At 71.9% G+C, this 15,271-nt stretch carries 12 protein-coding genes; 6 read left to right on the forward strand and 6 right to left on the reverse strand.

Features of this window, described 5'->3' with window-relative positions; translation table 11 throughout:
* Window positions 1-17 precede the first annotated feature (17 nt).
* Genes ACFV9Q_RS03040 through ACFV9Q_RS03050 form a run of 3 tightly spaced genes read right to left on the reverse strand, consistent with a single transcriptional unit; the run spans window position 18 to window position 3,141 of the window.
* Entirely contained in the window at window positions 18-842 is an 825-nt protein-coding gene (locus ACFV9Q_RS03040; RefSeq protein WP_377233085.1) for a carbohydrate ABC transporter permease, read from the reverse strand.
* Complete coding sequence (locus ACFV9Q_RS03045) at window positions 839-1,801, reverse strand: carbohydrate ABC transporter permease (protein WP_377233086.1); 963 nt, start codon at window positions 1,799-1,801, stop codon at window positions 839-841. Before ACFV9Q_RS03045 ends, ACFV9Q_RS03040 begins: the two co-directional genes overlap by 4 nt.
* A gap of 17 nt (window positions 1,802-1,818) precedes the next feature.
* Window positions 1,819-3,141 (reverse strand): ABC transporter substrate-binding protein, encoded by a 1,323-nt coding sequence (locus ACFV9Q_RS03050; RefSeq protein ID WP_377233087.1) that lies wholly within the window; start codon window positions 3,139-3,141, stop codon window positions 1,819-1,821.
* Between the two features lie 184 nt (window positions 3,142-3,325).
* Here ACFV9Q_RS03050 and ACFV9Q_RS03055 point away from each other — a divergent pair, with 184 nt between their 5' ends.
* Together ACFV9Q_RS03055 and ACFV9Q_RS03060 are read left to right on the forward strand one after the other, a co-directional pair.
* Complete coding sequence (locus ACFV9Q_RS03055; RefSeq protein WP_377233088.1) at window positions 3,326-4,372, forward strand: LacI family DNA-binding transcriptional regulator; 1,047 nt, start codon at window positions 3,326-3,328, stop codon at window positions 4,370-4,372.
* Window positions 4,373-4,505: 133 nt separating this feature from the next.
* On the forward strand, window positions 4,506-7,964 hold the full coding sequence (locus tag ACFV9Q_RS03060; protein WP_377233089.1) for a DNRLRE domain-containing protein: 3,459 nt from the start codon (window positions 4,506-4,508) through the stop codon (window positions 7,962-7,964).
* Window positions 7,965-7,985: 21 nt separating this feature from the next.
* Here ACFV9Q_RS03060 and ACFV9Q_RS03065 read toward each other — a convergent pair whose 3' ends face one another.
* Window positions 7,986-8,675 carry a FadR/GntR family transcriptional regulator gene (locus ACFV9Q_RS03065; RefSeq protein ID WP_377230419.1) on the reverse strand — a complete coding sequence of 230 codons (690 nt, stop codon included), beginning with the start codon at window positions 8,673-8,675 and terminating at the stop codon, window positions 7,986-7,988.
* A gap of 148 nt (window positions 8,676-8,823) precedes the next feature.
* Between ACFV9Q_RS03065 and ACFV9Q_RS03070 the strand changes: the two genes are divergently transcribed.
* Genes ACFV9Q_RS03070 through ACFV9Q_RS03085 form a run of 4 tightly spaced genes read left to right on the forward strand, consistent with a single transcriptional unit; the run spans window position 8,824 to window position 13,181 of the window.
* Window positions 8,824-10,089, forward strand: coding sequence for an aminotransferase class V-fold PLP-dependent enzyme (locus tag ACFV9Q_RS03070; protein ID WP_377233090.1), 1,266 nt, complete (start codon window positions 8,824-8,826; stop codon window positions 10,087-10,089).
* Complete coding sequence (locus ACFV9Q_RS03075) at window positions 10,086-11,390, forward strand: ABC transporter substrate-binding protein (RefSeq protein WP_377233091.1); 1,305 nt, start codon at window positions 10,086-10,088, stop codon at window positions 11,388-11,390. The genes ACFV9Q_RS03070 and ACFV9Q_RS03075 overlap by 4 nt, the downstream gene beginning before the upstream one ends.
* Before the next feature lies 1 nt (window position 11,391).
* Window positions 11,392-12,333 carry a carbohydrate ABC transporter permease gene (locus ACFV9Q_RS03080; RefSeq protein ID WP_377233092.1) on the forward strand — a complete coding sequence of 314 codons (942 nt, stop codon included), beginning with the start codon at window positions 11,392-11,394 and terminating at the stop codon, window positions 12,331-12,333.
* On the forward strand, window positions 12,330-13,181 hold the full coding sequence (locus ACFV9Q_RS03085; RefSeq protein WP_377233093.1) for a carbohydrate ABC transporter permease: 852 nt from the start codon (window positions 12,330-12,332) through the stop codon (window positions 13,179-13,181). The genes ACFV9Q_RS03080 and ACFV9Q_RS03085 overlap by 4 nt, the downstream gene beginning before the upstream one ends.
* Before the next feature lie 102 nt (window positions 13,182-13,283).
* On the opposite strand, the gene ACFV9Q_RS03090 is transcribed toward ACFV9Q_RS03085, so the two are convergent.
* Together ACFV9Q_RS03090 and ACFV9Q_RS03095 are read right to left on the reverse strand one after the other, a co-directional pair.
* Window positions 13,284-13,970: an ABC transporter ATP-binding protein gene (locus ACFV9Q_RS03090; protein ID WP_377233094.1), complete on the reverse strand. Its 687-nt coding sequence runs from the start codon at window positions 13,968-13,970 to the stop codon at window positions 13,284-13,286.
* 46 nt (window positions 13,971-14,016) lie between these two features.
* Window positions 14,017-15,147 carry an FtsX-like permease family protein gene (locus ACFV9Q_RS03095; RefSeq protein ID WP_377233095.1) on the reverse strand — a complete coding sequence of 377 codons (1,131 nt, stop codon included), beginning with the start codon at window positions 15,145-15,147 and terminating at the stop codon, window positions 14,017-14,019.
* Window positions 15,148-15,271 lie beyond the last annotated feature (124 nt).

Consider the following 15,271-nt stretch of genomic DNA (forward strand, 5'->3'; position numbering starts at 1 on the left):
TCGGAAGGCCGGTGCTGCTACTTGACGGCGCCGGCGGTGAAGCCGTTGTAGACGTAGCGCTGCATGAACAGGAAGAGGACCAGGATCGGGACGATCGTCAGGAGCACCCCGGCGCTGATCACCTCCCACTGGGCGCCGTACTGGCCCTTGAAGGCGAACAGGGTGGTGGAGATGGGCCGCTTGCTCGTGTCGCTGAGGTACAGGAACGGCAGGTAGAACTCGTTGTACATGGCGATGCCGCGGATGATCACGACGGTCGCGACGGCCGGCTTGAGGTTCGGCAGGATGATCCGGAAGAAGATCCGCACCTGGCCGGCGCCGTCGATCCGGGCCGCCTCGTCGAGCGACGTCGGCAGTGCCCGCATGAACTGCAGGAAGATGTAGATCGAGATGATCCCCGTGCCCGTGTAGAGCGCGACCAGCGCCCACTGGGTGTTGTAGATGCCGAGGCCCTTGATGAGCTGGAACGTGGCCACCTGCGTGGTCACCTCCGGCACCAGCGCGGCGAGCAGGAACAGCCCCAGCACCAGCCGGCGGCCCACGAACCGGAACCGGTCGATCGCGTAGGCGGCGAACGCCGAGCTGAGCACCGAGCCCGCCAGCGACACCCCGAGGATGACCACGGTGTTGACGAAGGCGACCGCCATGCCGCCGTCGACGAACGCGACCACGAAGTTGTCGAGGTTGAGCCAGTTTGTTGGCGGGTCCAGTGGGCTCGTCGAGACGTACTCCTGGTAGTCCTTGAACGCGCCGAACAGCACGAGCACGAGCGGCACCAGCGCGAACAGGGCCGCGACCACGAGCGAGGCGTACTTGAGCGTGCCCGTCAGGTTTGCCCTCATGAGATCTCCACGTCGCGCTGGGGGACGATCGCGCGCTGGATCCAGGTCAGGATCAGCACGACGACGAGCATGACGACCGCCATCGCCGAGGCGAGCCCGACCATGTTGCGCTCGAAGGCGGTCCAGATGGTGCGGATGACGAAGGTCTCGGACCCGTTGCCGCCCGCGGTCATGACGTAGGGCACCTCGAACATCGCGAGGGCCCCCGAGATCGCCAGCACGAACTGCAGGCCCACGATGGGTCGGATGGACGGCAGGATGATGTGCCGCACCTCCTGCCACCGGTTCGCGCCGTCGAGCTGCGCGGCCTCCAGGGTCTGGGGCGGGATGGACTGGATCGCGCCGAGGAACATGACGAAGTTGAGCCCGAGGTATCGCCAGACGGCCACGCTCGCGAGGGTGACGTTGACCAGCGCGGGCTCACCGGTCCACTGCCGGATGAGCGACTCGAAGCCGACCGCCGTGAGCAGGCTGTCGAGCCCGCCGTCGGGCTTGAGGAAGTTCAGGAAGATCATGCCGATGGCGACGCCGTTGATCAGGTACGGGAAGAACAAGATGCCCTTCCACATGTTCTTCAGCCGGGTGCGGAACGAGAGGATGACGGCGAAGTACAGGGCCAGCGCCATCTGCACGAGCGAGGCGGCGAAGTAGTAGAGCGAGACCAGGAAGACCTGGAGGTTGTCGGGCTCGGTCAGCGTGGTGACGTAGTTGTCGAGCCCGACGAACTGCCGGTCCTTGTCCAGGCCGTCCCAGTCCGTCACCGAGTAGGCGAACATGTTGACAACCGGCCAGTAGGTGAAGACCAGCAGGAGGACGACGGGGATCAGCAGGAAGGCGTACGGCGTCAGGCGCCGGCGCCAGCCCGCCTTCCGGGTGCCGCCCGAGCCTGCTGCTCGTGCGGCACCCGTGGTGGGCTGCCCTGCGTCCGTGGCCCGCGTGGGGGTCGCAGTGGTGCTCATGATGGTCCGCGATCGCGTCAGCCGACGCTCGCGACGCCCTTCGCCCAGGCCTCGTTCAGCTCGGCGAACGCCTGCTCCTTGGTCTTCGAGCCGGTGCGGGCCGCATCGATGAGCTCCTGCCGGTAGCGGCCGTCGGTAGTGATGATGCCCGACGTGGTGCTGACCTCGTTGAACCGGGACTCCTCCCCGGCCGGCGGCAGCGCCGGCTCGAAGATCTGCACGTCCGCGAGGAAGTCGGCGAGGATCTCCGGCTCGGGACCGTCCTTGCGCGGGGACAGGCCGCCCATGTCGGCCGAGTACGTCGACTCGTCGGCCAGGAAGTCGAGCCAGGCGCGCGCCGTCACCTTGTTCTCGGAGTGCACGTTGATGCCGAGCGAGATGTCGGGTCCGGTGGTGGTCCAGAACTCGCCGTCGTGCTGGATGGGGAACGGCATGTAGCCGAGCACCGACGGGTCCAGCCCGGCCTTCTCGATGTCGCCGCCGGCCCGCGTGATCGCCCAGGACGCCACCGGCATGGTCGCGATCTCGCCCGAGCCGATCTTGATCTTCGTCTCGTCGTACGTCGCGGTGGTGGGATCAGCCTCGATCAGGCCCTCGGCCGCCAGGTCGTACAGCAGGCCGTCGACGATCTCGTCGTCGTGCCCGGAGCCCCACGGGTCGTCCCAGGTGCTCATGTCGTAGACGATGTCCGGGTTCAGCGACACCAGGCCGCGGTAGCCCTCCCACTGGCTGAGCATCCAGCCGTCCTTGTAGTTGGTCACCAGCGGCGTGACGTCCGGCGCGCTGTCCTTGATCGTCTGCAGGTCCGCGAGGAACTCGTCGGTGGTGGTGGGCCAGTCCTCGATCCCGGCGTCGGCCCAGACCTGCTTGTTGTAGAGGAAGCCCCACGCGTTCCCGAGGTCCGGGATGGCGTAGGTGGTGCCCTCGTAGGTCTTGGTCAGCCAGCGGTAGTCCTGCGACAGCTCGTCGTAGTCGCCGAGCGGCTCGAAGAAGTCCGGGAGCTGGTCGGGGGAGACACCCTGGACGTTCAGCACGTCGCCGTAGTCCTCGGTGGACATGCGCGTCTTGATCTCGGTGCCGTAGTCGGTCAGCCGCTCGATCCGGACCTCGTCGACCTCGGGGTACTTCTCCTCGAAAGCCTGCACGTAGGCCTCGAACCGTGCAGGCTCCAGATGCGTCAGGTGGGTGATGGTGCCGTGCGGGACGTCAAGATCCTGCTCCGCCTCCGCGCCGCCGGTCTGGCCCGCGCACGCGGCGAGCAGCGTCGTGGCGACCGCCACCGCGGCGACGGGGGCCGTCCGGCGGCGTAGCGGGGCCGCGGAAGTTCGTGGTGAGGACACAACCTTCTCCTTTGATGGTCGTCCGACGCCGGGAGCACGCCGGTGCGAACGGAAGTTATAGCGGTTTACCTTTGGGTGTCAACATCCGGCTGCGAACCCGCAGGTACGGGGCTCATGACGTGGCGATCCTGCCGAATCGGCGGAGGTAGACCGTTTGCAACGGGCGTGGGCTACGATCGGGAGCGTGACCACCGACCAGCCGGAGTCGACGACGACCGCCCGCGCCAGCATCCGCGACGTCGCGGAGCGGGCCGGGGTGTCCGTCTCGACCGTCTCGCGCATCCTCAACGGCAACTACCCGCCCGCGCCCAAGACCCGCGGCAAGGTGATGCGCGCCGTCCAGGAGCTGAACTACTCGCCCAACCCGCACGCCCGCGCCCTGACCGGCACCGAGAGCAACACCGTCGGGATCGTGGTGCGCCAGCTCGACGACGGGTTCCTGCTGGCCCTCGTGCAGGCCATCGCGACGGCGGTGGAGGACGCCGGGATGCTGTGCCTCATCGGGACCACGGGCAACGAGCCCGGCAAGGAGATCGAGGTGCTGCGCCAGATGCACGGCCAGCACGTGCGCGGCGTCATCGTGGTCGGTGCGGTGGAGGAGACCGAGGCGTACCGCGCGGCGATGACCAGCTACATCGCCTCGCTGGACCGGTCCCGCACCCGTCTCGTGCTCTGCGCCCGGCCGCCGGTCGAGGGCGCGGACGCCCACTCGGTGGTGCAGTACGACAACACCGGCGGCGCCTACGCGGCCACGAGCCACCTGGTCTCCCGCGGGCACCGGCGCATCCTGCTGCTGGGTGGCCCGCCGGCCAGCACCATCAGCAAGGAGCGCCGGGCGGGCTACCGCAAGGCGCTGGCCGACCTCGGCGTGCCGGTCGACCCCGCGCTGGAGGTGGGGCCGGCGTGGGACCGCGCCACCGGGCGCGCCGTCATGAGCCGGCTCGACCGCTCGGCCTTCACCGCCGTGCTCGCGCACACCGACCAGGTCGCGGCCGGCGCCATGCAGTACCTGCGCGAGCAGGGGCTCCGCCTGCCGGACGACATGTCGTTCGTCGGCTTCGACGACTCGCCCGTGGCCACCGACCTCGACCTGACCTCGGTGCGCATCCCCTCGGCCGAGCTCGGCCGAACCGCCGTGCGCATGCTGCTCGCGCCGGACGCGCGCGAGGACCGGGAGATGTTCGCGACGCACGTCGTGGTGCGCGGGAGCGTCGTGGCACCGCGGGCCTGACGGCTCACGGTCTACGCGGCCCGGCTCTTGACGACCCAGGGTGCAAGCGTTTTACTTCTAGCGCGTCGCGACGTGCTTCCCGCATCCGCCGCGCAGCGTGCTGCCAACCCCCTCAACGTCGAAGGGTTCTCTCGTGCACCTCCGCAGACACCGTCATCGCAGGGCTCTGACCGGTACGGGGCTCGTCGCCTCAGCCGCGCTCGTCCTCGGCCTCCTGACCGCACCCGCGAGTGCAACCGTTGTACCTGAAGCAGCAACTGCCGCCATCGCGGCCCCCACCATTGAACCCCCGGACAGCGTCGTCGCCCTGCTCCGCGACGGCCACCCGCGCCTGCTCGCCGACGAGGCCGACTTCGACGCCGCCCGGCTGCGCGTCGAGCAGGACGAGCGTGTCGCCGGCTGGTTCGCCGCGACCCGCGCCACGGGCGACGCGATCCTGCCGACCACCCCGGTCGCGCGCCCCGGCGGGTCGAACATCCTGAGCGCGGTGCGCGAGGTCAAGCGCCGCGTGCTCACGCTCGGGTTCCTGTGGCAGGTCACCGGCGAGGAGCGGTACGCGGAGCGGGGGATCGAGGAGCTCCTGTCCGCCAGTGCGTACCCGGACTGGAGCCCGGCGCACTTCCTCGACGTCGGCGAGATGACCGGCGCCGTCGCGGTCGGCTACGACTGGATGTACGACGCGATGGACGCCGCGGAGCGCGCGACGGTGCGCGCGGCGATCGAGGACAAGGCGCTGGAGGTCGCGCTGCCCTACTACGACACCACCGGGTCGAACTTCTTCGTCGGGCAGACCCACAACTGGAACCTGATCACCAACAGCGTGGCGCTGGGCGCCCTCGCCATCGGCGACGAGTCCCCGCAGCTCGCCGACGCCGTGCTGACCCGCAGCATCACCTCGATCCAGTACGGCATCTCCGAGTACGCGCCCGACGGCGCCTACGCCGAGAGCCCGTCCTACTGGCAGTACGGCACGGACTACCTGGTCAGCTACCTCGCCGCGATGACGACCGCGACCGGCACGGACTTCGGCCTCTCCGGGCTGCCGGGCCTCGCCGGCACCGGCGACTTCGGCATCCACGTGACCAGCCCCACCGGGCACACCTTCAACTACGGCGACGGCGGCACCGACCTGTTCGGCGGCGTCACCGGCGGATGGCACTCGCCGTTCATGATGTGGCTCGCGGACCGGTACGACGCCGGCCACCTCGCCGCCTGGCAGGCCGAGCGCGCCGACCGGTCGCCCAGCCCGCTCGACATCCTCTGGTACGACCCCGCGACGGCGGACACCGCCCCGCACCCGACCGCGACGGACGCGACCTTCGGCAACACCGAGATCGCGACGGCGCGCAGCGCCTGGGACGACCCCTACGCCGTCTACGTCGCGACCAAGGGCCTGCGCGCCGGGTACGACCAGGTGAACGCGCACATGAACCTCGACGCCGGCGACCTGGTGGTCGAGGCGAACGGGATCCGCTGGTTCGAGGAGCTGGGCGCCGACACCTACCAGGACCAGTACTTCACCTGGAAGACCGACTCGGGCGGGCGCTGGAACTACTTCGCTACGCGCGCCGAGGGGCAGAACACCATGGTGCTCGGCGACGGGCCCGTGCCGTCCGCGGCCCTCACCGCGGGGGCGCCGGTGCGCACCGCCGCCGACGCGCGCCGCTGGTACTCGGTGACCGACCTGACCGGGCTGTACGGCGACCGGGTCGAGCGGGCCGAGCGCGGCGTCATGCTCTACGACGACCGGCGGCAGGTGCTGGTCCAGGACGAGGTGGAGTCCGCCGACCCGATCGACTACCGGCAGTTCCTGCTCACCCGCGCCCAGGTCACGGTGGCCGACGGCGGCCGCAGCGCCCTGCTCGAACGCGGCGGGCAGCGGATGTGGCTCCAGCTCCTGACCCCCGAGGGCAGGATCACCGCCGGCCGCGCCGCGCCGCTGCCCTGGGTGCAGGACCCGGGCGGCCAGAAGGCCATGACCGGCGTGACGAGCCTGCTGATCTCGGTCCCCGACGTCACGGACACGACCGTGGCCGTGCGCATTGTGCCGCTGGACTCCGGCCAGCAGCCGCCGTCGGACACGACCGCCGTGGGCCCGATCGCCGGCTGGGCCGCCGGGGGAGCGGACGCCGCGTGGCTGACCGGCCTCCGGGTGGACGGCGCCGCGCTGCCCGAGTTCGACGCCGGCCGGTTCCGCTACGACGTCACCACCGCGGCCGCGGCCACGCGGCCGCCCGCGGTCACCGCGACGGCCGCCCCCGGCGTCCAGGCCAAGGTCGAGCGGTCCGGCACGCTGCCCGGCGTCGTGCGGGTCACCACCCGGCGCGGGACCGAGGCAGGCCCCACCTACGTGGTGCACGTGCGCCAGCCGGGTGTGCTCGGCCGGTCCCTCCCGGTCGCGTCCGTCCGGGCCAGCGCCGACGACGGCAACGCTGCGGCGTCCGTCGTGGACGGCAGCCTCGGCACCCGCTGGAGCGCCGAGGGCGACGGGCAGCACGTCACGCTCGACCTCGGCGCCGGGACGACTGTCGGCGCGCTCTCCGTGGCCTACTACAACGGGCACACGCGCACCTCGACCTTCGACGTGCTGACGTCGACCGACGGCGCGACCTGGCAGACCGCGCTCGCGGGCGAGGTGACCAGCGGCACCACCGACGACCTGGAGGTGCACGGCTTCGCAGCGCGCACGGCGCGGTACGTGCGGCTGGTGGGGCACGGCAACTCGGCGAGCGCCTTCAACAGCATCACCGAGATCCGCGCCTACGCCTCGGGCGCGACCGCTCGCGCCGACCAGCCCGTGCCGCAGGACCGGCTGGGCGCGCTGGAGCTCACGCCCGCTCCCGTCCTGGCGCTGTCGGTGGGGGAGGACCGGACGCTGGGCCTCGCCGGGACCGGCACCGGCGGCGGCGCGGTCGACCTGGCGGACGCCGAGGTGCGGTGGTTCTCCGCGAACCCGGGCGTGGCGACGGTCGCCGCGGACGGCACCGTCACCGGGGTGTCCGGCGGCTCGGTGACCGTGGGCGCCGTCGTCCGCTCCGGCGTGGGCTGGAGCACCGCCCGCACCACAGTGATCGTGCAGGACCCGGGCCACATCGAGCCCGGCGCGGACGCCGTGGTGCGCAACGCCGCGCCGGACGGGGTGTTCGGCAAGGGGAACCTGGAGGTCCGCAACAACCCGGACAACGCCAGCGGGTTCGAGCGGGTCTCCTACCTCACGTTCCCGCTGGACGCCGTCGGCGGCCGGCAGGCGACGGCCGCGACGCTGCACGTGTACGGGTGGTTGAGCAGCGCGGGCGCGGCCGGCGCCGTCGCCGTGCACCGCGTGGCGGACCCGACCTGGACCGAGGCCGCGCTGACGTGGAACACCATGCCGGCGCGCGCGCCGAGCCTCGGCACGATCACGGTCCAGGACGCCACACCGCGCTGGTACGAGATCGACGTGACCGACGCCGTGCGCGCCGCGCAGGACGACGGCACGCCCGCCGGCTTCGCGCTGACCGGCGCCGTGGCGAGCTACGGGCCGCTGGTACTCGTGACGTCGCGCGAGGGGGACGCCGCGCAGCGGCCGTACCTGGACGTCGAGGTGTCCTGACCCCGCCGTCGGAGGCCGTGCTCAGCCCACGGCCTCCGGCGCCGGCCGGACCTCGCGGAGCCACACCTCGCTCTGAGTCACGTGGGCGGCGGCCGCCACCGACGCCGCGACGGGGTCGCGCGCCGTCAGCGCCCGCAGGATCGCGCGGTGCCCGGCGTCGGACACGCGCTTGGTCTCCGGGGTGAGCACCGGGTAGGCGCGCGAACGGGAGCGCAGCACCGACACGAGCGCGCCGAGCGAGTCGTTGCCGCACAGCCGCACGATGCCCATGTGGAACTCGTGGTCGAGCGCCGACTGCTCGTCCACGTCCTCGCTGGCCTCCAGCCGGTCGAGCAGGTCGCCCAGGCGGGCGAGCGTCGCGTCGTCGCAGCGCGCGGCCGACAGGGCGACGGCATGCGCCTCCAGCACCCGGCGCAGCTCGTACAGCTCCAGGATCGACTCCAGCGGGAGCAGGCCGACCGTGAGCGAGAGCGTCTGGATCATGTCGGCGGCGCGCAGCTCGCCCACGTAGGTGCCCGCGCCGCGGCGCGTCTCGACGACGCCCAGGGCCGAGAGCGTGCGGATCGCCTCGCGGATCGACCCGCGCGAGACGCCGAGCCGCTCGCTCAGCTCGCCCTCGCTCGGCATCCGGTCGCCGGGCTGGAGCGAGCCGTCGGCGATCAGGGTCCGCAGCCCGTGCAGGGCCGTCTCGACTGCGCTCACCTCGTGCATCCCACCAGGATGGCAGGTTCCCGGGAGCGGGGCGGACATTTCGCGCCCGTAAAACCTGTCCTACAGATCTGTGTCATCTGCCGGGAAACTCTGGTGCTGCCGGGTCCGGCCTGCCATGGTTGTCCGACAAATCCCGAGAGAGGTGTTGATGGACCAGACACGCACAGCGCCGGCCCCGGCGCCCGTCCGGCTCGCGTCCGGCGGCCCGGCGCGCGACGCATGGCCGCTGGACGACGCCGTGGTGCACCTCAACCACGGCTCGTTCGGCGCGGTACCCACCGAGGTGCTCCGTTATCAGGACGAGCTGCGCCGCCAGGCGGACCTGAGCCCCGTCGGCTGGTTCCCGCGGGTCGCGGAGCTCGTCGCCGCCGCCCGCCAGGAGGTCGCGCCGTTCGTCGGCGCGCGGCCCGAGGACACGGCGTTCGTGCCCAACGCCTCGGCCGCCGCGACGGTGGTGTTCAACTCCCTGCGCCTGGGACCCGGCGACGAGATCCTCGTGACCGACCACGGCTACGGCGCCATCACCATGGGCGCGCAGCGGCTCGCCCGCCGCTTCGGCGCCCGGGTGCGCACGGTCACGATCCCGCTCGCGGCGAGCGCCGACGTCGTCGTCGAACGCTTCCGGGCCGAGCTCACCGACGCGGTGCGCCTCGTCGTGGTCGACCAGATCACCTCGCCCACCGCCCGCCTGCTCCCGACCGCCCGGATCACCGAGCTCGCCCACGAGCACGGCGCCCGCGTGCTGGTCGACGGCGCGCACGCCCCGGGCCTCGTGCCCGACGCCGCGGCCGCCGCCGGCGGCGACTGGTGGTTCGGCAACCTGCACAAGTGGCCCTGCGCGCCGCGCGGCTCCGCGCTGCTCGTCACCGAGGCCGCCGACCGTGACGACCTCTGGCCGCTCATCGACTCGTGGGGCGCCGAGGAGCCCTACCCGGGGCGGTTCGACTCGCAGGGCACCCTCGACGCGACCAGCTACCTCGCCTCCGGCCGCGCGATCGACTTCGTAGAGCGCGAGCACGGCTGGGCGCGGGCGCGCGAGACGATGTCGGCGCTCGCGGACCACGGCGCCGCTGTCATCGGCGCCGCCCTGCAGCCGCACGTGGACGCCCCGGTGGCCACCGACGTGGGCATGCCCGTGGTCTCCATGCGCCTGCTCCGGCTGCCCGACGGGCTCGGCCGGGACCGCCTGGACTCCGACGAGCTGCGCCTGCGGCTGCTCGACCTGGCCGGCGTCGAGTCGGCCTTCACGAGCATCGGCGGAGTCGGCTACCTGCGCCTGTCCGTGCACCTGTACACGGAGCAGCGCGACTTCGACGCGTTCGTCGAGCGCGCCGTTCCCCAGATCCTGGCGTTCGCCGACGAACGCCGGGGCAAGTCATCAACCGACCGACAAGAAGGAGAGGTGCGCGCATGAACCGCACCCGAGCTGCCCTCACCGCGAGCCTGGCCGCCACCGGCCTCCTCGCCCTCACCGCGTGTTCCGGCGGCGGGTCCGCCGGGGACGGGACCGTCCGCCTGCAGATGGTCGAGAGCCTGACCAACCCGGCCCGCACGGCGCTGATCCGCGAGCTGCTGGACGAGTTCGAGGCCGAGAACCCCGGGGTCACCGTCGACCTGGTGTCGCCGCCCACCGACCAGGCCGACCAGAAGCTGCAGCAGATGCTGCAGTCGGGCAGGGGCGTCGACGTCCTGGAGGTGCGCGACAGCACCGTCGGCGCCTTCAGCAACAACGGCTGGCTCCACGACCTGTCCGACGACGCCACGGCGTGGGCGGGCTGGGACGACCTGACCGACAACGCGCAGGCCGTCACCGCGGAGGACGGCGCCCGCTACTACGTGCCGTACGGCTTCTACGGGCTGTCGCTGTTCTACCGCACCGACCTCGTCGAGGACGCGGGCTTCGACGGGCCGCCGGCGTCGTGGGAGGAGCTGTTGGAGCAGGCCTCGGCGATCCAGGACCCGGGCAAGAACACCTACGGCTACGCGTTCCGCGGCGGCCAGAACGGGTTCAGCAACGTGGTGGCCGCCGTCGAGGCGTACACGATCGACGACCTCGACGTGGAGAACGCCTACCTGCTCGCGGACGGGTCCACGATCTTCTCCGCGCCCGAGGCGCAGGACGCCGTCGACACCTACTTCTCCCTGTTCGAGGAGGCTGCGCCGCCGTCGGCCGTCTCGTGGGGCTACCCCGAGATGGTGGAGGGCTTCACCAACGGGTCCACGGCGTTCCTGCTGCAGGACCCGGAGGTCATCGCCACCGTGTCGCAGTCGACGACGGTCACGCAGGACCAGTGGTCGACGGCCCCGCTGCTGACCGGCCCCACGGGCAAGGCGGCGCAGCCCCTCGCGACGGCGGGCTGGGGCGTGGCCGAGGCGAGCGAGCACCAGGACGAGGCGACCGACCTCGTCGAGTTCCTCTCGGGGGCGGAGCCCGCGACCCGGTTCGCCCAGGAGAACAGCCTCGTGCCGATCATCGACGGCGCGGGGGAGGACCCGTTCTACGCCGAGGGGCCGTGGGCGAGCTACGTCGCCATGACCGAGGACCCCGAGACGTACGTCAACGTGGTGCAGCCGCGCGGCGTGAGCTGGTGGACCGAGTGGGAGCAGAAGGCGGACCAGGACGTCCAGGCGGTGCTGCTCGGCAGCATGACGACGAGCGAGCTGCTCGACGAGTGGGACACGTTCTGGACCGAGAAGTACGCCGCGGAGCAGTGACGTGACAGCCACCGCCGTCCGGCCCGCGCGGGCGCAGGCCCCGCGCGGGCCGGTGCGCCGAAAGACCTTCGGACGCCGGCAGGCGCTGACGATCCTCGGGTTCTTCGCCCCCGCCATCGTCTTCGTCTGCTGGTTCACCTACTGGCCGATGCTGCAGGGCGCCCAGATGGCGTTCCGCGACTGGAACCTGTGGGACCTCACCTCGACGCCGTGGGTGGGCCTGGGCAACTTCGCCACGATCCTCGCCGACCCGGTCTTCCCGATCGTCGCGGGCAACACGCTCGTGTGGGTGGTCGGCTCGATCGTGCCCCAGCTCGTCATCGGGTTCCTGGTCGCGCTGGCCCTGTGGCGCCGGTTCCGCTTCCGCGGGCTCTACCAGGCGCTGATCTTCTACCCGTGGGCGGTGTCCGGCTTCCTGGTCGGCATGCTGTTCCGCTGGATGTTCAACGCCGAGTTCGGCGTGGTGAACGACCTGCTGATGAAGGCGGGCGCCATCGACGCGCCCCTGCCGTGGCTCGCCGACCCGAAGCTCGCCATGGTCGCCGTGATCGTCGCCAACGTCTGGTACGGCGTGACGTTCTTCGCGATCATGATCCTCGCGGCCCTCCAGTCGGTGCCCGACGAGGTGCTGGAGGCCGCGGCCATCGACGGGGCGGGCACGGTGCGCCGGCTCTTCTCGATCGTCGTCCCCTACATCTGGACGACGCTGGCGCTGACCGTGCTGCTGCGGGCGATCTGGACGTTCAACTCGCCCGAGATCATCTACGCGATGACCGCCGGCGGGCCCGCGGGCCGCACGCACATCGTCACCACCTGGATGATCGAGTACACCCAGCAGGGCAGCTACGGCCTGGCGAGCGCGATCGGGCTGGCCGTCATGGTCGTCCTGTTCGTGTTCTGCGCCTTCTACCTGACGGCGATGCGGCGGGTGAACCAGCGATGACGGCCCTTCGAACCGCCACCGCCCGGGTGACCACGGGCGGCGTCGTCCGCGTCACCGGGCTCACGCTGTGGCTGGTCATCACGCTCTTCCCGCTCTACTGGGTGGTCGTGACGTCGTTCAAGTCGCCCGGGTCGATCAACCGGTGGCCGCTGGAGTACTGGCCGTCGGAGCCCTCGACCGCCAACTACACCGACCTGTTCGCCACGTCGGCCTTCGGCACGTTCCTCGGCAACTCGCTGGTGGTCGCGCTCGTGGCCGGCGCCACGGCGACCCTCATCGCCCTGCTCAGCGCCTACGTGCTGGCCCGGTTCGAGTTCCGGGGCAAGGGCGCGGTGCTCGGGGCCTTCCTGCTCACGCAGATGATCCCGGCGTTCATCGCGCTCGGGCCCCTGTACGCGATGCTCGCCGACCTGGGCCTGGTGGACACCAAACCGGGCCTCGGCCTGGTCTACGTGGCCATGTGCATCCCGTTCTCCACCGTGATGCTGCGCGGGTTCTTCGAGAACATGCCGGACGCGCTGGAGGAGGCCGCGATGATCGACGGCTGCTCGCGGCTCGGCGCGCTGTTCCGCGTGCTCGTGCCCGTCATGGCGCCCGGGATCGCCGCGGCGTTCATCTTCAACTTCGTGAACTGCTGGAACGAGCTGTTCCTGTCCGTGGTGCTGATGAACTCCGACGCCAACAAGACCGTCCCGGCCGCGCTCAACGGCTTCATCTCCACGTTCAACATCGCGTGGGGGCCCATGTCGGCCGCCGCGGTGCTCACCGTGCTGCCCACCATGGTGCTGTTCGCCCTGGCGAGCCGCTGGATCGTCGAGGGCCTGACGGCAGGTTCGGTGAAGGAATGACGGACCACATCTTGCTGAGCTGAGTTCAGCAGGCGACAGGCGACCGTGACCGGCGGGGTGACGGTCGTCTGCCGCCTGCTGAACGGACGTCCAGGTCAGCGGTCACACCGGCTGGGGCGCCTCGACCCGGGCGTCGAGCATCCGGACGGTGGCGTCGACCGACCCGAGCGTCGCGGCGTCGTGGGAGACCAGCAGCGTCGCCGCCCCGGTCTCGCGCGCCAGACCCGTGATCAGCTCGACCACCTGGGTGCCGCGCTCGTGGTCGAGGGCCGACGTCGGCTCGTCGACGAGGAGCACCTGCGGTTGGCCGACGAGCGCCCGCGCGATCGCGACCCGCTGCCGCTGCCCGCCCGACAGCCGCGCGGGCCGCCGGTCGTGCAGGCCGGCGAGCCCGACGGCGTCGAGCAGCTCCATCGCGCGCCCGCGCACGCTCGCCGGCCGGGCGCCGCGGAGGTGCGCGTGCAGCTCGAGCTGTTCGAGGGCGGTCAGCGAACCCAGCAGGTTGGGCGACTGGAAGACCATGCCGATCCGGTCGAGCCGCACGCGGGTCGCGTCCGCCACGGTCGTGTCGGGGCGGAAGACCGTCTCGGCTCCGATCGAGACGGTGCCGCGGCTGGGCGGGGTCAGCCCGGCGGCCACCGCCAGCAGGCTGGACTTCCCGGCCCCGGACGGGCCGAGCAGGGCGGTCGTGGTTCCGGCGGGGATGGTGAGGTCGACGTCGTCCACCGCGGTGAGCGTGGTCTCGCCGTCGGGGTAGACGAGGGTGATGCGGTCCAGGCGCAGGTCCATGGGGTCTCTCCTTCGGGGGTGTGTGGTTCGAGGGTGTCGAGCCCGGTCAGCGGGCCGCGAGGGCCGCGTGGGGGTCGACGCGCGCGACGCGGGCGACGGCGACGCCCGCGCCCACGAGCCCGAGCAGGACCAGCCCCGCGGCGGGCGCCAGGGTCGTCGCGGTGGTCAGGACGACCGGGACGGCGTCCGGCAGGAGCGCCGCGCCGGCGGCGGTGAGCGCGGTGCCGATCCCGACGCCGCCGACCAGCAGCACCGCGGCCTGCCCGAGCGCGTCGCGCACCAGGTAGCCGGTGGAGGCGCCGAGCGCCTTGAGCACGGCGACGTCGCCGGTGCGGCTGATGGTCCAGACGGTGAAGAACGCGCCGACCACCAGGGCGGAGATGACGAGCAGGAACGCCTGCATCGTCGTCAGCGACGTGTTCTCGCCCACGAAGGAGGACACCGCCGAGCGGGCGTCCGACGTGGTGACGGTCGTGGTCCCGAGGGAGTCGTCCGCGGCGGTGAGTTCCGCGCCGCCGACGCCGACGCCGCCGCCGACGCCGGTCGTGGTCAGGGCGACCACTGTCGCGACCGGGCCGTCCGACGTGGCCCCGGAGCCGCGGGCCCCGACGGCCTGCCAGTCCTCCAGCGTGGTCCACACCGCGGGCGTGTGCGAGAACGACTGGTCCGCGTCGACGGTCCGCGCGACCGTCAGCCGCTGCCCGCCGAGCGTGACCGTGTCGCCGGCGCCGGCGTCGAGCGCGTCGGCCGCGCCCGGGGTGAGCACCACCGTGCCGGGCTCGACGTCGGCCCCGGCGCCCCCGCCGTCCCCCGGCACGAGGTCCGTGCCCGGAGCCACGCCGAGCGCCGTGACCGCCGCGGTGGTGCTGCCCGACGCGGCGCGCGTGGTCGCCACACCCAGCGGCTCGGCGGCCGCGACGCCCGGCTCCCGGGCCCAGCCCTCCCACTGCTCCTGGGTGACGCGGGACGCCGTGAACTCGGGCGCGTCGTCCGCGGCCGGCATCGAGAACGCCAGGTGGTCGGCGGGCAGGTCGGTCACGGCCGACGTCGACTCCCGCGCCAGCCCCGCCGTGAGGGACGCCAAAAAGGTCACGAGAAAGGTGATGAGCACGATCACCACGGACATGAGGACGAAGCGTCCACGAGCATGCTTGAGATCGCGCAGGGCGACGAACACGAGATTCCTCCACAACGGTTGCCGGTACGGGTACCAGCCTCCGCGCCGGGCGGACGGCGGTCATCGGCGGCGTGAGTGATCGTGGGGCGCCGAACGGTGGACCGGCGGTTCAACCTTTCGGACG

The sequence above is a fragment of the Promicromonospora sp. NPDC059942 genome, assembly GCF_042731755.1.
Lineage (GTDB): Bacteria > Actinomycetota > Actinomycetes > Actinomycetales > Cellulomonadaceae > Promicromonospora.